Origin of the sequence: Streptomyces sp. NPDC004667 (assembly GCF_040609475.1) — a bacterium.
Classification (GTDB): Bacteria; Actinomycetota; Actinomycetes; order Streptomycetales; family Streptomycetaceae; genus Streptomyces.
Window position 1 is genome coordinate 76,718 of record NZ_JBEXKC010000013.1, and the last position, 20,479, is coordinate 97,196.

Genomic DNA, 20,479 nt, shown 5'->3' on the forward strand with positions numbered 1-20,479 from the left:
CCGGGGCTCCTCGCGCGCGAGGGCGGGGGGCCTCAGACGCGCATCGCCTGCGGAGTCTCGCGCAGGCCGGCGTCGGGGCCGGGGTACTCGCGGATGACCTCGTAGCGCGTGTTGCGCTCGACCGGGCGGAAGCCCGCCTCGCGGATCAGCTCCAGGAGGTCTTCGCGGCCCAGCTTGTTCGGGGTGCCGTAGTTGTCCGCGTCGTGGGTGATCTTGTACTCGACGACCGAGCCGTCCATGTCGTCCGCACCGTGCTGCAGCGCGAGCTGGGCGGTCTGCACGCCGTGCATCACCCAGAAGACCTTCACGTGCGGCACGTTGTCGAAGAGCAGGCGCGAGACCGCGAAGGTCTTCAGGGCCTCGGCGCCGGTCGCCATCGTCGTGCGCGCCTGGAGCTTGTTGCGGACCTTGCCGTCCTGCATGTCCACGAAGTCGTGCTGGTAGCGCAGCGGGATGAAGACCTGGAAACCGCCGGTCTCGTCCTGGAGCTCGCGCAGCCGCAGCACGTGGTCCACGCGGTGGCGCGGCTCCTCGATGTGCCCGTAGAGCATGGTGCTCGGGGTCTTGAGCCCCTTCTCGTGCGCCAGGCGGTGGATGCGCGACCAGTCTTCCCAGTGGGTGCGGTGGTCCACGATGTGCTGGCGGACCTCCCAGTCGAAGATCTCCGCGCCGCCGCCGGTGAGCGACTCCAGCCCGGCCTCGATCAGCTCGTCGAGGATCTCGGAGGCCGAGAGACCGGAGATCGTCTCGAAGTGGTGGATCTCGGTGGCCGTGAACGCCTTCAGCGAGACGTTCGGCAGCGCCTCCTTGAGGGCGGACAGCGAGCGCGGGTAGTACCGCCACGGCAGGGTGGGGTGCAGGCCGTTGACGATGTGCAGCTCGGTGAGGTTCTCGTTCTCCATGGCCTTGGCCAGGCGGACGGCTTCCTCGATGCGCATCGTGTACGCGTCCTTCTCGCCCGGCTTGCGCTGGAACGAGCAGTACGCGCACGAGGCGGTGCAGACGTTCGTCATGTTGAGGTGGCGGTTGACGTTGAAGTGGACGACGTCACCGTTCTTGCGCGTGCGCACCTCGTGGGCGAGACCGCCCAGCCAGGCCAGGTCGTCCGACTCGTAGAGGGCGATGCCGTCCTCACGCGTCAGCCGCTCGCCGGAGCGGACCTTCTCCTCCAGCTCGCGCTTGAGCCCAGCGTCCATGCCGGTGTCTCCTCTATGTGTCCCGTCCTGCGTGCAACCGCCACCCACCGTACTCTCAGCCCTCCTCGGGCAGCTCCCCGACCCGGTTCTCCCACTTCGTGGAGAGCACGATGGTGGTGCGGGTGCGCGAGACGCCCTTGGTGCCGGAGAGCTTCCGGATGATCTTCTCCAGGCCGTCGACGTCGCTGGCGCGGACCTTGAGCATGAAGGAGTCGTCGCCGGCGATGAACCAGCAGTCCTCGATCTCCGCCAGGTCGCGCAGCCGGCGCGCCACGTCCTCGTGGTCCGCGGCGTCGGAGAGGGAGATGCCGATCAGCGCGGTGACGCCGAGACCGAGCGAGGCCGAGTCCACGGTCGCGCGGTAGCCGGTGATCACACCGGCCGTCTCCAGACGGTTGATGCGGTCGGTGACGCTGGGGCCGGAGAGGCCCACGAGACGGCCCAGCTCCGCGTACGAGGCACGACCGTTCTCGCGAAGTGCCTGGATGAGCTGCCTGTCCACCGTGTCCATTACGTGGAGCCTTCCATTATTCGGCGTTACTGCAAGTCTAGGTATAGAATCAAAGGCGCACAGGGTCAACACCCTGTGAATCTTTCAACAGATCAATGACGATCTTCAGGAGTGGTTCACCGTGTACACGATCGAGATGGCCTACGCGCACATGCGACAGCTCCAGGAGCTGGCCAACCGATCCCGCACCGACCAGCCGACCGCCGCGCACCGCGTCGACAAGACCCGTAAGCCGCGCGGCGCCAAGAAGCGCTAGTCACCGGACTGGCCACGGGGGCGGGCGGCGCCAAGCTCCCCCTCCCAACGGCGGTACAGCCGGTGCGGCACCCCTGCCGCGTCGAGCACCCGCCCCGCGACGAAATCCACCAGATCCTGGATGTGCGTCGCACCCGCGTAGAACGCCGGAGAGGCGGGCAGCACGATCGCGCCCGCCTCGTCCAGCGCCACCAGATGCTTGAGCGTCTGCCCGTTCAGCGGGGTCTCCCGCACCGCGACCACCAGCCGGCGCCGCTCCTTGAGCGTCACGCTCGCGACGCGCTGGAGCAGGTCCTTCGACAGTCCCAGCGCCACCCCGGCCACGCACGCCGTGGACGCGGGGACGATCAGCATCCCCTTCACGGGGTACGAGCCCGAGCTCGGACCGGCCGCGAGGTCCCCGGCTCCCCAGTAGCGGACGGCGTCCAGATCCGGCACCGGGAAGGTGCCCGGCTTCCCGTCGGCTCCCCGGCCCAGCCACTCGGCGAGGTCGTCGCGCCAGTGCGCGTCCCGGAAGGCGATCCCCGTCTCGTCCAGCAGGGTCAGCCGCGAGGCGCGGCTGACCACCAGGTCCACGTCCTCGCCACCCGCCAGCAGCCCGCGGACCACCGCCGCCGCGTACGGCGTCCCGGAGGCCCCGGAAACCCCGACCACCCACGGGGTGCGCTTGCGCTCTGTCATACCTCCGAGACTATCCGGCCACGGAGCGAAGGCACTCGGTAAGGTGACCGCACGTCCCAGGGCGTGGGACGGCGCGAGGGGAAGTACATGAACACGATGGCCGAAGAGACCTGGACCCGGACGGACCGGGCCGGGGCCGCAGCCCGGCTGATGCTCGGCTGGGTGGCCCTCCTGTGGGTGATCGAGGCGGTCGACCTCGTCACCGGCCACGCCCTCGACGCGTACGGGATACCCGCCCGCGACCCGGACGGCCTGAGCGGCATCCTCTTCGCGCCCTTCCTGCACTTCGGCTTCGCCCACGTCGCCGCCAACAGCGTCCCGCTGCTGGTCCTCGGCTTCGTCACGGCCCTGTCCGGGATCCGCCGCTTCCTCGTGGTGTGCGCCCTGATCATGCTGGCCGACGGCATCGGCATCTGGCTGATCGCGCCGCCGAACACCATCACCGCGGGCGCCTCCGGCCTGATCTTCGGACTCTTCGGCTACCTGCTCGTACGGGGCTTCGTGGAACGCAGGGCGCTCGGCATCGCCGTGGCCCTGGGCGTCGCCGCCGTCTACGGCAGCACGATCGTGGCCGGCATCCTGCCGACCGACGCCACCGTGAGCTGGCAGGCCCACCTGTGCGGTCTGGCCGCGGGCATCGCGACGGCCGTGTACCACCGCCGGCCGGCGCGCAGCGCCTAGCCGCTCACGCGGCCGTGCCCGGGTCCACGGGGAGGGGCGACGTGTCCAGCGACAGCTTGCCGATGCCCGTCTCCACGACGACCGTCCCGCCGTACGGGATCACGTCCCGGCCGCGGTAGCCGTCGGGACCGGGGTTCCAGAGGGTCGTGCACTGGGCCTTGTACGGGTCGAAGATCAGGTAGTGCGGGATCCCGCGCCGGGCGTAGGCGCGGTCCTTGACCTCGTAGTCGTTGCGGACGCTGCTCGGGGAGACGACCTCGACGGCCAGCTCGATCAGGTCGGGCGGGTAGGCGCTGAGGTTCTTCCGCCGCTCGGCATCCGGAATGAGGGCCAGGTCCGGGCAGTACTCGTTGTCGCCGTCGAAGGGTACGGCCACGTCCGAGATGAAGCCCCACTCCGGTGGGAGCTGCGGCTTCAGAAGACTCCGCACCTCCCAGATGGTCTCGTTGTGATGTGGCTTCAGCGGACTCATCACGATGGCGCCCTCGACAATCTCCATCCGGTAGCCCGGGAACATGTCCTCGAACCGGCTGAGCTGCGAGTGCAGGCGGTCGCTCTCCGAAACGGTCACGTCGGCCTCCCTGTCCATGCACTCGATGGTAGGCCGCACGCTACTCAGACCGTCAGACCCCGCACCACGAGATCGGCGAGAGAGCACACAAAGAGGGCGATGCCGATGAAGCCGTTGACCGTGAAGAAGGCCCGGTTCAGGCGGGACAGGTCGTGCGGCTTGACGATGGTGTGCTCGTAGCAGAAGGCCGCCACGACGACCAGCAGGCCGAACCAGAACAGCGGGCCCGCGTCGGTGAGCAGCGCGTACCAGACCAGCAGGGCCGTGGTGACGACGTGCGCACCGCGGGCGCCCCACAGGGCCGCCGGGACGCCGAAGCGGGCCGGGACGGACCTGACGCCCTCCGCCCGGTCCGCGGCCACGTCCTGGCAGGCGAAGATCAGGTCGAAGCCGCCGATCCACACGCCGACGGCGAGGCCGAGGACCACGGCCTCCCAGGACCACTCGCCCGTGACGGCGAGCCACGCGCCGATCGGCCCCATCGCCTGGGCCAGGCCCAGGATGGCGTGCGGGAAGTCCGTGAACCGCTTGCCGTACGGGTAGACCACCATCGGGACGACGGCGACGGGCGCGAGCGCCAGGCACAGCGGGTTCAGCAGCGCCGCCGAGCCGAGGAAGACCACGAGCGCGGCCCCGGCCCCGGTCCACGCGGACCGCACGGACACCGCGCCGGTGACCAGCTCGCGCCCCGCGGTGCGCGGGTTGCGGGCGTCGATCTCCCGGTCGATGATCCGGTTCGCGGCCATCGCGAAGGTCCGCAGGCCCACCATGCACACGGTGACGAGCAGCAGCTCCCGCCAGTGCACGCGCCCGTCGAGCCGGAACATCGCGGTGAAGGCGGCGATGTAGGCGAAGGGCAGCGCGAAGACCGAGTGCTCGATCATCACGAGCCGCAGGAAGGCCTTCACCTTGCCGGCGGACTGCGGTGCGGGGCCCGGCCCGAGGACGTCCTCGGCAGCCGATGTCATCCGAGGGACCTCCGGAACTGTTCGAGTTCGGCGCGCAGGTCCGTGATGGACGACGGGCCGATCTCCACCTCCAGCAGGGGCGTTCCCTCGGAGGGCGGCGGGACGACGCTGGCCAGGAAGGCGAAGCCCTCGCCCGCCGGGCGGCCTTCCAGGCGCAGCACGTCGTGCGCGGCGACCGTCAGCACCTCGGTGAACTCGGCGTCCGGGTCGGCGATCGCGGCGAGCAGCCGCTCGGCGAAGGCGCCCGCGTCGGCGTCGGCGAGGTCGTTCAGGGCGATCTCGCGCCCCTCGCCGTCGGTGCGGTCGGCGATCAGCTGCCACTGGTCGGACGGCCCGGCGAACTCCTCGGGCGTGACTCCGGCGCGCTTGGCGGCCTCCTTGACCGCCGGCTGGGCCGGGTCGATCGTGGGGCGCACCAGGGCGACGCAGGGGGTGTCGCTGCCGATGAAGAGGGCGGGACCGCCCACGGCGATGGGGCTCACAGGCCGTACTCCTTCCATCGGCGGTCCACGAGGGCCGCCGTCGCGGGATCGGACTCCACCATGTCGGGCCAGCCGCCGTCGCGCGTGTAACCCTCCTCCGGCAGTTTCTTCGTGGCGTCGATGCCCGCCTTGCCGCCCCAGAACTGCTGGTACGAGGCGTGGTCCAGGTGGTCCACCGGTCCCTCGACCACCGTGAGGTCGCGGGAGTAGTCAGTGTTGCCCAGCGCCCGCCAGGACACCTCGTGCAGGTCGTGGACGTCGCAGTCCTTGTCCACCACGATGATCAGCTTGGTCAGCGACATCATGTGGGCGCCCCAGATGGCGTGCATGACCTTCTGCGCGTGCTTGGGGTACTTCTTGTCGATCGAGACGATCGCGCAGTTGTGGAAGCCGCCCGACTCGGGGAGGTGGTAGTCCACGATGTCCGGCACGATGATCTTGAGGAGCGGCAGGAAGAAGCGCTCCGTCGCGCGGCCCAGCGGACCGTCCTCGGTCGGCGGCCGGCCGACCACGATGGACTGCAGCAGCGGACGCTTGCGCATCGTCACGCAGTCGATCTTCAGCGCGGGGAAGGGCTCCTGCGGGGTGTAGAAGCCGGTGTGGTCGCCGAAGGGGCCCTCGGGCAGCATCTCGCCCGGCTCCAGCCAGCCCTCGACCACGACCTCGGCGTTGGCCGGGACCTGGAGCGGGACCGTCTTGCAGTCGACCATCTCGATCCGCTTGCCCGCGACGAACCCGGCGAAGAGGTACTCGTCGATGTCCCCCGGCAGCGGCGCGGTCGACGCGTACGTCACGGCGGGCGGGCAGCCGAAGGCGATCGCGACCGGCAGCCGCTCGCCGCGCGCGGCGGCGACGGCGTAGTGGTTGCGGCTGTCCTTGTGGATCTGCCAGTGCATGCCGATGGTGCGCTTGTCGTGGCGCTGGAGGCGGTAGAGGCCGAGGTTGCGCACGCCCGTCTCGGGGTGCTTGGTGTGGGTGAGACCCAAGTTGAAGAAGGAGCCGCCGTCCTTGGGCCAGGTGAAGAGGGCCGGCAGCTGGTCCAGGTCGACGTCGTCGCCGGTGAGGACGACCTCCTGGACGGGTGCGGACTCGCCCTTCACCTTCCTCGGCGGGACGTGCACCATCGAGCCGAGCTTGCCGAAGGCCTCGCGGACGCCGATGAAGCCCTGGGGCAGCTCGGGCTTGAGCAGGCCGCCGATCTTCTCGCTGATCTCGCCGTACGACTTCAGGCCGAGGGCCTTGAGCAGGCGCCGGTCGGTCCCGAAGACGTTCATGGCGAGCGGCATCGCCGAGCCCTTGACGTTCTCGAAGAGCAGGGCCGGGCCGCCGGCCTTGTTCACTCTGTCGACGATCTCCCCGATCTCCAGGTACGGGTCGACTTCGGCCTTGATGCGCTTGAGGTCGCCCTCCCGCTCCAGAGCCCGGAGCAGCGAGCGGAGATCGTCGTAAGCCATGGGGCCCAGTATCCGTCACCAACTACCCTGGGGACGTCACCGGGGCCCCGCGCGGGCCCGCCGCCACTGCTGGGGAGTCGGTCCCACACCGTGCTGCGCTATCTGCCGTTCCTGCTGATCATCGCGCTGACCATCTACACCTTCATCGACTGTCTGAACACCCCCGAGGAAGAGGTCAAGCACCTCCCCAAGGTGGTGTGGGTGATCATCATCCTGGTCTTCTCGATCGTCGGGCCGGTGGTGTGGCTGTTCGCGGGCAAGAAGCGCGCGGGCGTCGGCGGCGGCCGTCCGGGGCGCACGCAGTGGGTGGCGCCGGACGACAACCCGGAGTTCCTGAAGTCCCTGGGCGAGGAGCGGGAGAACCGCGAGAACCGCGAAGGCCGGGAGAACCGCGAGAACCGGGACGAGAAGGACAAGGACCAGTAGACCGGGACCCGGGCGGCCCGGTGTGACGCAAAAGTTGATTGAACGCGTTCAATAGGGCTGTCAGAATGGGCCCATGCCACTGTCACGGGCCCCCCGCGAGCGCGGTCCGCGGATCGTCGACACGATCCTGCGCAATCTCCTCGCCTACGGGGTGCTCGTCGCCGCGCTGCTCACCATGACCGGCTGGAACCCCCAGCAGGGCACACCACCCGTCCCCGCCGTCTACGACGCCGACCTCTCCGAGATCGTCGGCACCTGGCGCTGCGTCGACGGCACCGAGGTCGTCTTCCGCGCCGACGGCAGCGCCTCCGTGACCCTCCTCGACGGCCAGGAACGCGACTACGCCGCCGGCTGGCGGCTCTCCGGCCCCGGCCGCTGGCGGCTCACCGAGGACCGCGACGCCGGCCGCAGCCTCGGCCAGCACCTGCGCCTGGTCCTGCCCGCCGCCACCGGCACGGCCACCCGCGCCGGCACCGTCACCCAGGCACCCGGCCGCTACTCCTGGACCTTCGAGCTGCGCCGCGACGCGCGCCGCTCGCTGGAGCTGTACTTCTTCTTCGGCAACGGGACGGGGACGGGATCGGGCCGGCGCGGGGCCTACGTCCTGGAGAAGGACGCGTAGGACGCCCGCAGCTCCGCCCGCCGGACCCCGGTCCAGGCCGCCCAGTCGACGGGCTGCCCGCCCAGCGCGGCCTCCAGCTCCTCGAAGTGCTCGTGCCAGGCGGCCAGGCAGTCCAGACGCTCCGCGTCGGATCCGGTGCGCTCGTCGAGGAAGCGGACGACCGTCGAATCGGTGCCCACCGGGTCCAGGTGGAAACGGAGCCGGCCCTCGCCGGTGACCGTGTACTCCACGACCCGCTCGGTGTCCCAGGCCGTGACCTTCCCCGACACCGTGTTCCCGGTGTACGGCCGGCGCAGGGTGACGGCCCCGCCGAACCGGCGTTCCAGCACGTCCACCGCCGCCAGCCAGCCGTACAGCCCGTCCGCCGTGGTCAGGGCGGGCCATACGGCCTCGTAGGCGAAGGGCACGTGCGTCTCGAAGCGGACGATCCAGCGTCCGCCCTCACGCGGCTCGCTGGTGGCATGGCTCACAGGAGGCATACCACCAGCGTCGCACCGCCCGCGCTCAGACGCCCGCGTACGAGTGCTTGCCGCTGAGCAGGATGTTCACGCCGTAGTAGTTCCAGATCCAGCAGGCGAAGGCGAACAGCGCCAGGTACGCCGCCTTGCGGCCCTTCCAGCCCGCGGTGGCCCGCGCGTGCAGGTAGCAGGCGTACGCCACCCACGTCACGAAGGACCAGACCTCCTTGGGGTCCCAGCCCCAGTAGCGGCCCCAGGCGTCGCCGGCCCAGATCGCGCCCGCGACGATGGTGAACGTCCACAGCGGGAAGACCGCCGCGTTGATGCGGTACGAGAACTTGTCGAGCGAGGCCGCCGAGGGCAGCCGCTCCATCACCGAGGAACGGAACCGGCCGATCGTGCGGCCGGCCTCCAGGTGGGCCTCGTAGCTGTCGCGGAACAGGTAGAGCACCGCGCCCGCCGCGCCGATGTAGAAGACGGCGCCGCAGAAGATCGCGGTCGAGACGTGGATCCACAGCCAGTACGAGTGCAGGGCCGGAACCAGCTGGTCACTGGCGGTGTACAGCCAGGTGGTGGCGATGCCGAGGTCCAGCAGGACGGTGGTGATCAGGATCAGGCCGAGCCAGCGGACGTTCTTCTTCAGCGCCAGCAGCGCCAGGTACGCGCCGACGGCCACCGTGGAGAAGGTCACCGAGAACTCGTACATGTTGCCCCAGGGGGCCCGCTGCACCGACATCGCGCGGGAGACCACGCCGGCCGCCTCGATGAGGAAGCCGAGGACGGTCAGCGAGACCGCGATCCGCCCGTAGAGGTCACCCTTCTCGGTGCCGCCCGCCGCGCCGGGGCCGTCCGGGACGTCCCGGGTGCCCGCGGCGGAGCGGGTGACGACCTGCGGCCTGTCCAGGACGGCCGTGCCGCCGGCCTTGGTCCGCACCTGCACGGCGGGAGCCGCGCCGGCCGCGGCCGACGTCAGCGCGGCGGCCGTACGGCCCACCTTGCTGCGGCTGCCGAAGACCCATTCGGTGATGTGGGCGAAGAAGGCGAGCGTGTAGACCGCCATCGACGCGTACACCAGCTTGTTGCTGAGATCGGCCAGGCTCTCGTTGGTAGCGGCCGCGAGCAGCGTCATGCGCGCTCTCCTTCGTGGGCTTCATCTACGGATGACGCGGATCCTGCGGATTCCGCGTCTGCGGGTGGTGCGGCGGCGGGCGCCGAGGGCGCCCGCTCGAACAGGGCGGCCGAGAGCGCCGACAGCTCCTCCGGCAGCTTCGCGGACTCGCTGCGGCCCAGGCCGGCCATCTCGACGACGGTCACCCCGTCCTCGCCGCGCACCGCGCGGACCCAGACCCGGCGGCGCTGGATGAACAGGGAGGCGGCCAGACCGCCGATGGCGGCCATGGCGCCCGCGAGGGCCAGCCCGCTGGCCGGCTGGCGGGTGACCGAGAAGGTCGCCCAGCGCTCCACGCCCTCGAACCTGACGGTGCCCTCGCCCCCCGGGAGCTCCATCGCCTCACCGGGCAGCAGCCGCTTCTTGAACAGCTGGTTCTTGTCGTCCTTGAACTCCTCCAGCTTGGAGGTGTTCAGCTGGTACACGTTCTGCGGCAGGCCCGAGTCCACGCCCAGGCTGCCGTGGTAGGCGCTCAGCGCGAGGACGGGGAAGTCCAGCGCCGGGAACTGCGAGAGCATCGTGCCCTTGCCCTCGCCCGCGAAGGTCGGCACGAACATGGCGTTGAAGCCGAGCTGCTCCTTTTCGCCCTTCTTGTTGCGGTAGCCGTCCGGGACCTTGACCGCGCCCGAGGAGCTCAGGTTCGCGTCGAAGGGCAGCATCGGGACGGCGTCCTTGTAGATCACCTTCCCGGCGGGGTCGGTCACCGAGATGACGGGCGCGTACCCGTGCCCCAGCAGGAAGATCTTGGAGCCGTCGATCTCCAGGGGCTTGTTGACCTCGATCTCGGCCTTGCGCGGCGCGCCCTCGGCGCCCTCGCTGTAGGTGACGTAGGCCTTGAAGTCGCGCGCGGTGCCCTTCTGCGGGCCCGTCTTCTCGTACGTCGCGTCGAACTTGTCCAGCGTGAACGAGAACGGCGCCAGGTCGTCCGAGGAGAAGAGGCTGCCGTACTTGAAGTCGTCGTACTGGGTGAGCGTGTTGGAGAAGCCCTTGCCGCGCAGGACGAGCTTGCCGCCCTCGGACTTGAACAGCTGACCGGCGGCGAAGGCCACCAGCATCACGATCAGGGCGATGTGGAAGATCAGGTTCCCGGCCTCGCGCAGGTAGCCCTTCTCGGCGGCGACGGAGTTCCCGCCCGCCTCCGTACGGAAGCGGCGCCCGCCCAGGACGCCCTTCGCCGAGGCGAGCACCTCGTCCGGGGACTTCTCCGTACGCCACGTCGTGTACGCCGGCAGCCGGTCCAGGCGCCGCGGCGCGCCCGGCGGGCGGCCGGTGAGCTGGCCGACGAACTGCCAGGTGCGCGGAACGATGCAGCCGATCAGCGACACGAACAGCAGGATGTAGATCGCGGAGAACCACACCGAGCTGTAGACGTCGAAGAGCTGGAGCTTCTCGGCGGCCGGCACCCAGAACTCGTGGGTCTTCTTCCAGTCCGCGACCTTCATCGCGTCGACCTGGGTCTGCGGGATGAGGGAGCCGGGGATGGACCCGAGCGAGAGCAGGAAGAGGAGGATCAGCGCCACCCGCATGGAGGTGAGCTGACGCCAGAACCAGCGGGCCCAGCCGATCACGCCGATGCCGACGGGGGCGGCGGGACCGTCCTCGACGGGGGCGGTGGACAGCTGCGCGCCGGCCGCCTCGTCGGTGGGGTCGGACTCGTGCGGCGCCTCGGTGGGCGCCTTGTCGGTCGTACTCATGTGCGTGTAGTCCTCAGATCCCCACCGTGAAGCCTTGGGTCCAGCCCTGCATCTCGTTGACGATGCTGGCCCACATTCCTGTGACGAGCAGCAGACCGGTCACGATCAGCATGCCGCCGCCGATGCGCATCACCCATGCATAGTGCTTCTTCACCCACCCGAAAGCGCCGAGCGCCTTGCGGAAGGCCAGCGCCGTGGCGATGAACGGCAGGCCCAGCCCGAGGCAGAACACCACGGTGAGCAGGGCCCCGCGGCCGGCGGTCGCCTGGTCGATGGAGAGGGTGTTGACCGCCGCGAGCGTCGGACCCATGCAGGGACTCCAGCCGACCCCGAAGAGCACGCCGAGCAGCGGCGCCCCGAGCAGACCGGCCGCCGGCTTCCTGTGGAAGCGGAACTCGCGCATCGTCAGGCCGGGGATCCACCCCATGAAGAAGAAGCCGAGGAGTATCACCACCCCGCCGAGCACCCGGGAGATGACGTCCTTGTTGGCGGCGAGGGTGTCCCCGAAGTAGCCGAAGAGCGCGCCGGTCGAGACGAAGACGGCGGTGAAGCCGAGCACGAACAGGCTCGCGCCCGCCAGCATCCGGCCGCGGCGCGCCTCGGCGAGGTCGGCGCCGCCGACGCCGGTCACGTAGGACAGGTAGCCGGGGACCAGCGGCAGGACGCAGGGGGAGAAGAAGGAGACCAGCCCGGCCAGCAGCGAGAGCGGCAGGGCCAGCAGCAGCGCGCCGTTGAGCACGGTGGTGTTCACACCGGTGGCTTCGGCGGCGAGGAGGTGCGCGGTGACCACGGGGTCACTTCTCCGCGAGGAGCGGGTCGATCATCGAGCGCAGCTGCTCCTCGTTGACCGCGACGAGGGTGCGGGCGGCGATCTTGCCCTCCTTGTCGAGGACGATCGTGGAGGGGATGGACTGCGGGTTGAGCGTGCCCTTGGGGAAGCGGAGCATCAGCTTGCCGTCCGGGTCGAAGAGGCTCGGGTAGGTGATCCCGAAGTTCTCCTCGAAGGCGGTGGCGTTCTGCTTGCTGCTGTCGCGGGTGTTCATCCCGACGAAGGCGACGTCCTTGCCGGCGTCGGCCATCTCCTTGGAGACCTTCGCGAAGTACGGTGCCTCGGCCCGGCACGGCGGGCACCAGGAGCCCCACACGTTGAGGACGACGACCTTGCCCTTGAGGGCGGTGGTGTCGGCGGTCTTGCCGTCCACGGTCTCGCCGTCGAGCTTGGGGGCGTCGACGCGGTCGGCCTTGGCCACGGTGGAGATGCCGTTGGGGCCGGTCACGTAGTTGCCCCCGGCCGAGCCGGAGGGCTTGCCGCCGCCGTCCGCGTCGCTGCACGCCGACAGGGCGAGGGTGCTCGCGAGGGTCACCGCGGTCAGCAGGACGGCGCGGCCGCCGGTCGAGCGGCGGCTGGTCGAGCGGCGGCTACTACGACGGGCACGGGCGCGGCTAAGGCTCATGTGAAAAGTTTCGCATGGGCGATTTGCCGATCTTCCGCACCCCCCGACGGGGTTGTTAAGGCGCTGGTCAGTACCGGTCAGACGGCCGAAAGGTACGCGGACCAGCCGCCGGGCGGGGCCTGTCCGGGGGCCAGGGACCGCAGCCTGGCCAGCAGTTTTTGGTCCTGGACGTCGAGCCAGTCGGTGAACTGCCGGAAGGATACGAGGCGTACGTCCTTTTTGTCCGCGATGGCCTTGAGGGCTTCCTCGACGGCGTCCATGTAGATGCCGCCGTTCCATTCCTCGAAGTGGTTGCCGATGAACAGGGGCGCGCGGTTGGTCTCGTAGGCGCGGCGGAAGCCGCCGAGATAGGTGGCGGTGGCCTGGGAGCGCCAGGCGGGGTAGTTGGAGGGCACACCCCGGGTGGTGTTCCGCGACTGGTTGGCGAGGATGTTGTAGTCCATGCTCAGCACCTCGAACGTGTGCCCGGGGAAGGGCAGTGACTGCAGGGGCAGGTCCCAGACGCCCTCCTTCTTCGCCGGCCACTGCTGCAGGCCCCCGGAGGAGCTGGAGTCGTAGCGCCAGCCGAGGCGGGCGGCGGTCGGCAGCAGGCCCTCCTGGCCGAGGAGGCAGGGGGTGCGGGCGCCGATGAGCTCCTTGCGGTAGTCGAAGGGGAGCGGTTCGAGGTCGGTGAAGCCGGTGTTGGTGCGCCAGTTGGTGACGAACGCCACCGCCTGGTCGATCTCCGAGCGCCAGTCCTCCGGGCTCCAGTGCGCGACGGAACCGGAACCGGCGCAGAAGTGGCCGTTGAAATGGGTGCCGATCTCGTGGCCGTCGAGCCAGGCCTGGCGGACGAAGTGGAGGGTGTTGCGGACGTTCTCGTCCTTGAGGTAGCCGATGTCGGAGGCGCCGACGGGGTTGTTCGGGGGGTGGTACAGGCCGCTCTTCGACTCCGGCAGGAGGTAGAGGCCGGAGAGGAAGAAGGTCATCGCCGCGCCGTGCTCGCCCGCGAGCTTGAGGAAGCGGGGGAAGAGGCCGTTGCCGACCTCGCCCGCGCCGTCCCAGCTGAAGACGACGAACTGCGGCGGGGTCTGACCGGGCTCCAGGGGGACGGGCCGGGGCGGCTGGTGCGGCTGCGGTCCGGTGTCGGCGGTGGAGCCGTCGCCGATCACCCGGACCGCGGCGGGCGGAGCGGAGCCGTCGCCGGCCGTTATCGGGCCGTGCTTACCCGCCCCGGACCCGGACCCGCCCCCGCCGCCACCGCAGCCGGCGAGCCCGATCGCGGCGGCGGCACCGAGTCCGAACCCGAGCAATCCCCTTCGACTGACGTCGCGTACGTCGCTCATGAAATGTCATATAAACGGACATTCTCGGGATGTCGACCCATCGACACGTCACCATGTGCGCGACTTGTATGAAATTAGGCCTGCCCATGACCCGGCTTTGCCCTCGGGGCCCTCGGAGAGACCCGGAGACACCGCGGGCCCGCCCCCGGATGGGGACGGGCCCGTCGGGGGTGGCGTCAGGCGCCGAAGGCCTTGGACTTGCCCTTCACCGGCTTCGCTCCGGCCAGGAGGTGCGCCGGGACCAGGTCCCGCGCCGGCTCGCTGTAGCCCACCGACACCAGCTTGTCGCCCTGGTACGTGAACGAGGTCAGCGAGGCCAGCGTGCACTGCCGGCGCCGCGGGTCGTGCCACAGCCGCCGCTTCTCCGCGAAGCTCCGCACGATCCAGATCGGCAGCTGGTGGCTGACCGCCACCGCCTCGTGCCCGCGCGCCGCGTCCCGCGCCGCCTCGATCGCGCTCATCATCCGTACGACCTGCTCGACGTACGGCTCGCCCCACGACGGCTTGAACGGGTTCGTCAGGTGCTTCCAGTTGCCCGGCTTGCGCAGCGCACCGTCGCCGACGCCGAAGGTCTTGCCCTCGAAGACGTTGCCCGCCTCGATCAGCCGGCCGTCCGTCGCCAGCTCCAGGCCGTGCACCTTCGCGATCGGCGCGGCCGTCTCCTGCGCCCGCTCCAGCGGGGAGGCCACCACGTGCGTGACGTCCCGGTCCTGGAGGTGCTCGGCCACCCGGTCGGCCATCTGCCGGCCCAGCTCGGAGAGGTGGTACCCGGCCCGGCGCCCGTAGAGCACCCCGTCCGGATTGTGCACCTCGCCGTGCCGCATCAGGTGGACGACGGTGATGTCGCTCATGCGGTCGCCTCCGCGGCGGCTCGGGCGGCGGCGGGCAGCGCGGCCGCGATGCGCTCCACGGCGCGCTCGTCGTGGGCGGTGGACACGAACCACGACTCGAACGCCGACGGCGGCAGGTAGACGCCCTGCGCCAGCATCGAGTGGAAGAACCCGTTGAAGCGGAACCCTTCCTGCTTCTTCGCGTCGTCGTAGTTGCGGACCTCGTCCTCGGTGAAGAACACCGAGAACATGTTGGAGGCCGTCTGCAGCCGGTGCGCCACGCCCTCCTTGGCCAGCGCCGCCGTCACCAGACCCTGGATCTCCGCGGAGACCGCGTCGACCTTCTCGTACGCCGCCGCGTCCAGCAGCCGCAGCTGCGCGAGACCGGCCGCGGTGGCGATCGGGTTACCGGAGAGCGTGCCCGCCTGGTACACCGGGCCGGCCGGGGCCAGGTGGCCCATGACGTCCGCACGACCGCCGAACGCCGCCGCCGGGAAGCCGCCTCCCATGACCTTGCCGAAGGTCATCAGGTCGGGCTTGACCCCGTCCACGCCGTACCAACCCGCGCGGGAGGTACGGAAACCGGTCATCACCTCGTCGGAGATGTACAGCGCGCCGTTCTCCCGGCACAGATCGGCCAACCCCTGGTTGAAGCCCTCGCCCGGGGTCACCACGCCCATGTTGCCGGGCGCGGCCTCGGTGATCACGCAGGCGATCTCGCCCGGGTGCGCGGCGAACGCCGCCCGCACCGCGTCGAGGTCGTTGTAGGGGAGCACGATCGTGTCGCCGGCCTGCGCGCCGGTCACACCGGGGGTGTCCGGCAGGGCGAAGGTCGCCAGGCCGGAACCGGCGGCGGCCAGGAGCGCGTCGACGTGACCGTGGTAGCAGCCGGCGAACTTCACGACCTTGGCGCGGCCGGTGAAGCCGCGGGCCAGCCGGATCGCCGACATGGTCGCCTCGGTGCCAGAGGACACCAGGCGCACCTGCTCGACGGGCTCGATACGGGCGACGATCTCCTCGGCGAGCGCGACCTCGCCCTCACCGGGCGTGCCGAAGGAGGTGCCGCGGGCGACCGCGGCCTGCACGGCCTCGATCACCTCGGGGTGGGAATGGCCGAGGATCATCGGCCCCCACGAGCAGACCAGGTCGACGTACTCGCGCCCGTCGGCATCGGTCAGATAGGGACCGGTACCGGACACCATGAACCGGGGCGTACCGCCCACGGCACGGAAGGCGCGCACGGGAGAGTTCACGCCGCCGGGGGTCACGAGGGACGCGCGCTCGAAGAGCGTCTGCGAAACTGGGGCTTCATACGGGTACGGGTAGCTCACACCAGCCATGGTCTCAGAGGCCGCGACAGACTTGCGGACGGGCGTTTCACCGCGCCGCCGCGGGGGAGGTCACTGCCATGATGATCAGGCTGCGTGGCGGGGGCCGCGGGGCCGGGGCAGGCAATACGTGTCGGGTGGAGATATGCAACGCGGTGGTGGACCGGGCGAGGGTACGGACGGCCTGGACCCGCAGCGCGCCCGTGATGCCCGAGCCCGTCGCGGCAAGCACCGGCGCCACGGCGCCGAAGCGGCCGATCCCGTACCGGGTCCCACCCGGACGCCGGACGGCGAGGACGGCCTCCCCAAGGGCCGCGGCATGGGAGTGACCTACAAGTACTTCGGCGCCCCCGACGGCGCCACGGCCGCGCGGGTGCCCCAGACGATGCGGCCCGAGGAGCTGGGCGGCGACGAGCTCGGCATGGGCGGCATGTTCACCAAGATCAAGCCGGAGACGGTCGCCGCGATGGTCCTGACCGGCATCGAGGGCATACCCCTGCACAAGGTGCCCCCGCTGGAGCTGGTCGTCCTGCACCCCGACTACGCCGTGGTCAAGCTGCCGATGACGGTGGTCGATCCGCTGCGCGGCGTCGGCGAGGAGTCGGTCGGCGCGGCCGCCTTCATCTGGTCGACCGTCCCGGACCGGGGCGGCCCCCGGGACGCCTTCAACGTCTACCAGCTGCTGCACGAGTGGCAGGACTTCTCCCACCGCCTCCACGAGGCCGGCCACCAGCCGTACTGCCTCGTCTGGCCCTGACCGGCCGGTCCCGTCCCGTCCCGTCCCGTCCCGTCCCGGTCGTACGGCGGGGCGGGGCGGTGCGGGGTCGGCGGTGCCGGTCTCGGCGGGCGGCGGCCGTGTGCAGTGCTTCCGCCATCGCTGACGTGCCCTGCGTGAGGTGCCGTGCGTGACGTAGCTGCGGATCGAGGCCGGGCAGGCGTCCCGGCCGACGCGCCCGTGGCCGCCGCCGGCCTCGTCCAGCGCGTCGAACGCCGGGCCCGCGTTGTCGGCCGGATTGCCCAGCCCCTCCCGCAGCCGCGCGAACTCCGCCCGGTCCAACGCCCCGTCGCCGTCCGCATCCATCGAGGCGAACACCCGCTCGTGGGCGGTGCGGGCGACCGCGACCCGCTCGGGGCGGGACAGGTACTCGTGCCGGGAGATCACGCCGTCCCGTCCCCATCGAGCACGGTGAAGATGTGGCGCTTTGCGATGAACGAAGCCGCCGTGTCCATGAAGATTCCTTTCGCGCACTTCGGACTGGCCCGCTACCCCACTCCGCGCGCCCCACGCGCCCCCTCTCACCTCTTTCCGCCCCCCGGCCCACGGGGCAGAGTGGCCGCATGGAGACGCGCGTACGGCTGGAGCCCTGGGGCGAGGACGACTTCTGGCTGCTGTCACGATGCAACTCGGCGGAGATGACCGCGCACCTCGGCGGGCCCGAGTCAGAGGAGAAGCTCGCCGACCGGCAGCGCCGCTACGAGGCCCTGAGCGCACGGGAGCCGGCCGCCGGGCGGATGTTCCGGGTGGTGCTCGGCGCCGAGAGCGTCGGGTCGATCGGCTTCTGGGAGCGGGAGTGGCGCGGCGAGCCGGTGTACGAGACCGGCTGGGCGGTGCTCCCGGAGTTCCAGGGCCGCGGCCTGGCCGCGGTCGCCCTCGCCGAACTCGTCGCCCACGTCCGCGCCCACGGCTCCCGCACCGCCCTGCACGCCTTCCCGGGCACCGACCACCCGGCGTCCAACGCCGTCTGTCGCCGGGCGGGCTTCACCTGCCTGGGCCGGGTCGACTTCGAATACCCCCCGGGCACCCCGCACCCCTCCAACGACTGGCACCTCCCCCTCACCCCCTGACCCCGCCCTCCCCACCGCCATTCGGTGCGCGTGCCGCGGGGCCGGACCAGGCCGGGCCGCCAGGCCGGGACGCCGGGCCGGACCGGGCCGGGACGCCGGGCCGGACCGGGCCGGGACGCCGGGCCGGGCTGGCCCGGCCGGAGCCCCGGGGCGCCGGCCCTCAGCCCTTCAACCCGTCAGCCCTTCAACCCGTCGGCCGCTCAGCCACTCAAGCGCTCAAGCGCTCAAGCGCTCAGCCGCTCAAGCGACCGTGAGGACCAGTCGGCCGCGCGTGCCCGGGGTGTCGAGGGCGGTGTGCGCCTTCGCCGCGTCCGAGAGGTCGAAGGTGTCCGCGACCCGGAGCGTCAGCTCGCCCGCGTCGACCAGCGCGACCAGCCGCTCCAGGTGCTCGCCGTCGGGGGCGACCTCCTGCTCCTCGACCCGGATCCCCCGCTCCGCGGCCGGCCCGGCGTGCGGGCGGAGCCCGACGTAGACCCCGCCGTCACGGACGAAGGCCAGCGCGGCCTCCCCCAGGACCGCCGCGTCCAGGACCCCGTCGACCGGGTCGGCCGGTGCCCCGCCGCGCTCCACGAAGGCGCTCGCGCCGAGCGACCGTACGAACGCCTCGTCCTCCGCGCCCGCCAGGGCGGTCACCACCAGTCCGGCCCGGACGGCCAGCTGGACCGCGAGCCCTCCGACCACCCCGGCCGCGCCGGTGATCAGCACGGACGCGCCGGGTGCCAGTCCGAGCAGGTCCACCGCGCGGGCGGCCGTCAGCCCGCTCAGCGGCAGCGCCGCCGCGGCCGCGTCGTTCACCGTCCCGGGGGCCTGGGCCAGCGCCGAGGCGTCGAGCACCACGTACTCGGCGTGCGTGCCGAGCGGCTTCACCGGGCCGTGGTGCAGACCCACCACCCGGCGGCCCACCGTCCAGCCCTCCACCTCCGGGCCGACCGCGTCGATCTCGCCCGCCACGTCCCAGCCGAACCCGAGCCGCTGCCCGGCCCCGCCGAAGACCCCCACGCGGACCGCTCCGTCGACCGGGTTCACCCCGGCCGCCCGGACCCGGATCCGGACCTGGCCGGCTTCCGGACGCGGCACCGGCACCCGCTCCACCCGCACCTGCTCCGGACCGCCGAAGGCGTCGACGACCGCTGCCCGCATGGTGTGCGTCTGCTCGCTCATTCTCTGTCTCCCCTGTGTCGTTCGTGTCGTTCGGCTCGGGTTCGCTGGGCGGTTCCGCCCTTCCCGATGACCACTAACTTAGGGAGAGGTACTCTCTTTTCGTAAGTACGTACTTGGGAGTGCGTACCCGACCCGGAAGTGGGCACCCATGGCCACCCGCACCGCCGCCGCCCGCCGTGCCGAAGCCCGCGCCGCCTACGACGCCTTCGTCAAGGAATGCCCCACCAGCCAGCTCCTGGCCCGCATCAGCGACAAGTGGGTCGGCCTCGTCCTCAGCGCCCTCGGCCAGGCCGAGACCGGCTCCATGCGCTACAGCGACCTCGGCCGCAAGATCCCCGGCGTCAGCCAGAAGATGCTCACCCAGACCCTCCGCTCCCTCGAACGCGACGGACTCGTCAGCCGTACCGTCACCCCCACCGTCCCCGTGCGCGTCGACTACGCCCTGACCGAACTCGGCGGCAGCCTCGGCTGTCTCCTCTCCTCCGTGAAGAGCTGGGCGGAGAACCACTTCGACGACGTCAGCGCCCACCGCGACGCCTACGACGAAGCCCTCGCGACCACGTAATCCGGGCGCGCCGCCCCGCCCCCCAATGGCATGCTGGGATCGTGAACGGTCCCGGCATCCATCTCACCCTCGCCCCCGAACTGCGCCTCTTCGCCCCGCCCAGCCGGCGCGCGGAACGCGTACCGACCGCCACCGACGGCGCCTCCAGCATCGGCCACGTCGTCGAATCCGCAGGCGTGCCCCTCACCGAGGTCGGCCGCCTCCTCGTCGACGGCCGCGAGGTGCCCGTCTCCTACGTGCCCCAAGCGGGCCAGTCCATCGAGGTGTTCGGCGTGGACCGCCCGCAACGGCTCCCCGACGCCCCGCTGCGCTTCCTCCTCGACGTCCACCTCGGCACCCTGGCCCGCCGCCTGCGCCTGCTCGGCGTCGACGCCGCCTACGAGAACGAGGACATCGGCGACCCCGCGCTCGCCACCCGCTCCGCCGCCGAACGCCGCGTCCTGCTCTCCCGCGACCGCGGCCTCCTGCGCCGCCGCGAGATCTTCGCCGGCGCCTACGTGTACAGCGACAACCCCGACGACCAACTCCGGGACGTCCTCGGCCGGTTCGCCCCCGACCTCGCCCCCTGGACCCGCTGCACCGCCTGCAACGGCCCCCTGCACGAGGCCGACAAGGACAGCGTGGGCGACCGCCTGGAACACGGCACGCAGCGCTCGTACGACGTCTTCGCGCAGTGCACCGACTGCGAGCGCGTCTACTGGCGCGGCGCCCACCACGCCCGGCTGGAACGGATCGTCGGCGAGGCCATGGCCGAATTCGGCGGCGCCGCCGCCTGATCCCCACCCCCCGGAGGCCCCCGTCCGG

24 protein-coding genes are annotated in these 20,479 nt (G+C 71.1%); 8 read left to right on the forward strand and 16 right to left on the reverse strand.

Annotated elements, in window-relative coordinates; all coding sequences use genetic code 11:
• Positions 1-32: 32 nt before the first annotated feature.
• Positions 33-1,196, reverse strand: a complete 1,164-nt coding sequence (gene mqnE, locus ABZW32_RS10180; RefSeq protein ID WP_030232071.1) for an aminofutalosine synthase MqnE — start codon at positions 1,194-1,196, stop codon at positions 33-35.
• A 55-nt stretch (positions 1,197-1,251) separates the two neighbouring features.
• Complete coding sequence (locus tag ABZW32_RS10185; protein WP_030232075.1) at positions 1,252-1,707, reverse strand: Lrp/AsnC family transcriptional regulator; 456 nt, start codon at positions 1,705-1,707, stop codon at positions 1,252-1,254.
• A gap of 121 nt (positions 1,708-1,828) precedes the next feature.
• Here ABZW32_RS10185 and ABZW32_RS10190 point away from each other — a divergent pair, with 121 nt between their 5' ends.
• The gene (locus ABZW32_RS10190) at positions 1,829-1,963 is read left to right on the forward strand and encodes a hypothetical protein (RefSeq protein WP_266839699.1); all 135 of its coding nucleotides are present in this window, start codon (positions 1,829-1,831) and stop codon (positions 1,961-1,963) included.
• Here ABZW32_RS10190 and ABZW32_RS10195 read toward each other — a convergent pair.
• The gene (locus ABZW32_RS10195) at positions 1,960-2,643 is read right to left on the reverse strand and encodes a UbiX family flavin prenyltransferase (protein ID WP_356213828.1); all 684 of its coding nucleotides are present in this window, start codon (positions 2,641-2,643) and stop codon (positions 1,960-1,962) included. The two genes, ABZW32_RS10190 and ABZW32_RS10195, sit on opposite strands and share 4 nt — an antisense overlap.
• 87 nt (positions 2,644-2,730) lie before the next feature.
• Here ABZW32_RS10195 and ABZW32_RS10200 point away from each other — a divergent pair, with 87 nt between their 5' ends.
• Positions 2,731-3,324, forward strand: coding sequence for a rhomboid family intramembrane serine protease (locus tag ABZW32_RS10200; RefSeq protein WP_356213830.1), 594 nt, complete (start codon positions 2,731-2,733; stop codon positions 3,322-3,324).
• 4 nt (positions 3,325-3,328) lie between these two features.
• Here ABZW32_RS10200 and ABZW32_RS10205 read toward each other — a convergent pair whose 3' ends face one another.
• The 4 genes from ABZW32_RS10205 to ABZW32_RS10220 are packed head-to-tail and all read right to left on the reverse strand — an operon-like array spanning position 3,329 to position 6,799.
• Positions 3,329-3,913, reverse strand: a complete 585-nt coding sequence (locus ABZW32_RS10205; protein WP_356213832.1) for a Uma2 family endonuclease — start codon at positions 3,911-3,913, stop codon at positions 3,329-3,331.
• A gap of 26 nt (positions 3,914-3,939) precedes the next feature.
• The gene (gene mqnP, locus ABZW32_RS10210; protein WP_356213834.1) at positions 3,940-4,863 is read right to left on the reverse strand and encodes a menaquinone biosynthesis prenyltransferase MqnP; all 924 of its coding nucleotides are present in this window, start codon (positions 4,861-4,863) and stop codon (positions 3,940-3,942) included.
• Positions 4,860-5,345 carry a hypothetical protein gene (locus tag ABZW32_RS10215; RefSeq protein WP_356213836.1) on the reverse strand — a complete coding sequence of 162 codons (486 nt, stop codon included), beginning with the start codon at positions 5,343-5,345 and terminating at the stop codon, positions 4,860-4,862. Before ABZW32_RS10215 ends, mqnP begins: the two co-directional genes overlap by 4 nt.
• A complete protein-coding gene (locus tag ABZW32_RS10220) occupies positions 5,342-6,799 on the reverse strand; it encodes a menaquinone biosynthesis decarboxylase (protein WP_356213838.1) in 1,458 nt (485 codons plus the stop codon). The genes ABZW32_RS10215 and ABZW32_RS10220 overlap by 4 nt, the downstream gene beginning before the upstream one ends.
• 90 nt (positions 6,800-6,889) lie before the next feature.
• On the opposite strand from ABZW32_RS10220, the gene ABZW32_RS10225 reads away from it, so the two are divergent.
• On the forward strand, positions 6,890-7,225 hold the full coding sequence (locus tag ABZW32_RS10225) for a PLD nuclease N-terminal domain-containing protein (RefSeq protein ID WP_356213840.1): 336 nt from the start codon (positions 6,890-6,892) through the stop codon (positions 7,223-7,225).
• A 73-nt stretch (positions 7,226-7,298) separates the two neighbouring features.
• On the forward strand, positions 7,299-7,847 hold the full coding sequence (locus ABZW32_RS10230) for a hypothetical protein (RefSeq protein ID WP_356213842.1): 549 nt from the start codon (positions 7,299-7,301) through the stop codon (positions 7,845-7,847).
• Here ABZW32_RS10230 and ABZW32_RS10235 read toward each other — a convergent pair.
• From ABZW32_RS10235 to hemL, 8 genes are all read right to left on the reverse strand, one after another.
• Positions 7,823-8,326 carry an SRPBCC domain-containing protein gene (locus ABZW32_RS10235; RefSeq protein ID WP_356213844.1) on the reverse strand — a complete coding sequence of 168 codons (504 nt, stop codon included), beginning with the start codon at positions 8,324-8,326 and terminating at the stop codon, positions 7,823-7,825. The genes ABZW32_RS10230 and ABZW32_RS10235 overlap by 25 nt on opposite strands.
• A gap of 25 nt (positions 8,327-8,351) precedes the next feature.
• On the reverse strand, positions 8,352-9,434 hold the full coding sequence (gene ccsB / locus ABZW32_RS10240) for a c-type cytochrome biogenesis protein CcsB (RefSeq protein WP_356213846.1): 1,083 nt from the start codon (positions 9,432-9,434) through the stop codon (positions 8,352-8,354).
• A complete protein-coding gene (locus ABZW32_RS10245) occupies positions 9,431-11,167 on the reverse strand; it encodes a cytochrome c biogenesis protein ResB (protein WP_356213848.1) in 1,737 nt (578 codons plus the stop codon). The genes ccsB and ABZW32_RS10245 overlap by 4 nt, the downstream gene beginning before the upstream one ends.
• Before the next feature lie 13 nt (positions 11,168-11,180).
• On the reverse strand, positions 11,181-11,957 hold the full coding sequence (locus tag ABZW32_RS10250; protein WP_356213850.1) for a cytochrome c biogenesis protein CcdA: 777 nt from the start codon (positions 11,955-11,957) through the stop codon (positions 11,181-11,183).
• A gap of 4 nt (positions 11,958-11,961) precedes the next feature.
• Positions 11,962-12,621 (reverse strand): TlpA disulfide reductase family protein, encoded by a 660-nt coding sequence (locus ABZW32_RS10255; RefSeq protein ID WP_356213852.1) that lies wholly within the window; start codon positions 12,619-12,621, stop codon positions 11,962-11,964.
• Positions 12,622-12,698: 77 nt separating this feature from the next.
• Positions 12,699-13,946, reverse strand: coding sequence for a hypothetical protein (locus tag ABZW32_RS10260; protein ID WP_356213854.1), 1,248 nt, complete (start codon positions 13,944-13,946; stop codon positions 12,699-12,701).
• Between the two features lie 176 nt (positions 13,947-14,122).
• The gene (locus tag ABZW32_RS10265; RefSeq protein WP_266839717.1) at positions 14,123-14,797 is read right to left on the reverse strand and encodes a histidine phosphatase family protein; all 675 of its coding nucleotides are present in this window, start codon (positions 14,795-14,797) and stop codon (positions 14,123-14,125) included.
• The gene (hemL, locus tag ABZW32_RS10270; protein WP_356213856.1) at positions 14,794-16,116 is read right to left on the reverse strand and encodes a glutamate-1-semialdehyde 2,1-aminomutase; all 1,323 of its coding nucleotides are present in this window, start codon (positions 16,114-16,116) and stop codon (positions 14,794-14,796) included. Before hemL ends, ABZW32_RS10265 begins: the two co-directional genes overlap by 4 nt.
• Positions 16,117-16,249: 133 nt before the next feature.
• Between hemL and ABZW32_RS10275 the strand changes: the two genes are divergently transcribed.
• Together ABZW32_RS10275 and ABZW32_RS10280 are read left to right on the forward strand one after the other, a co-directional pair.
• On the forward strand, positions 16,250-16,861 hold the full coding sequence (locus tag ABZW32_RS10275; RefSeq protein WP_078950404.1) for a hypothetical protein: 612 nt from the start codon (positions 16,250-16,252) through the stop codon (positions 16,859-16,861).
• 581 nt (positions 16,862-17,442) lie between these two features.
• Positions 17,443-17,949 carry a GNAT family N-acetyltransferase gene (locus tag ABZW32_RS10280; protein WP_356213858.1) on the forward strand — a complete coding sequence of 169 codons (507 nt, stop codon included), beginning with the start codon at positions 17,443-17,445 and terminating at the stop codon, positions 17,947-17,949.
• A gap of 240 nt (positions 17,950-18,189) precedes the next feature.
• Here the strand turns inward: ABZW32_RS10280 and ABZW32_RS10285 are convergent, their stop codons facing one another.
• Complete coding sequence (locus tag ABZW32_RS10285; RefSeq protein WP_356213947.1) at positions 18,190-19,089, reverse strand: NADP-dependent oxidoreductase; 900 nt, start codon at positions 19,087-19,089, stop codon at positions 18,190-18,192.
• 169 nt (positions 19,090-19,258) lie between these two features.
• Between ABZW32_RS10285 and ABZW32_RS10290 the strand changes: the two genes are divergently transcribed.
• Together ABZW32_RS10290 and ABZW32_RS10295 are read left to right on the forward strand one after the other, a co-directional pair.
• Complete coding sequence (locus tag ABZW32_RS10290) at positions 19,259-19,675, forward strand: helix-turn-helix domain-containing protein (RefSeq protein ID WP_356213860.1); 417 nt, start codon at positions 19,259-19,261, stop codon at positions 19,673-19,675.
• Positions 19,676-19,716: 41 nt separating this feature from the next.
• On the forward strand, positions 19,717-20,451 hold the full coding sequence (locus ABZW32_RS10295; protein ID WP_356213862.1) for a Mut7-C RNAse domain-containing protein: 735 nt from the start codon (positions 19,717-19,719) through the stop codon (positions 20,449-20,451).
• The last annotated feature ends 28 nt before the right edge of the window (positions 20,452-20,479 follow it).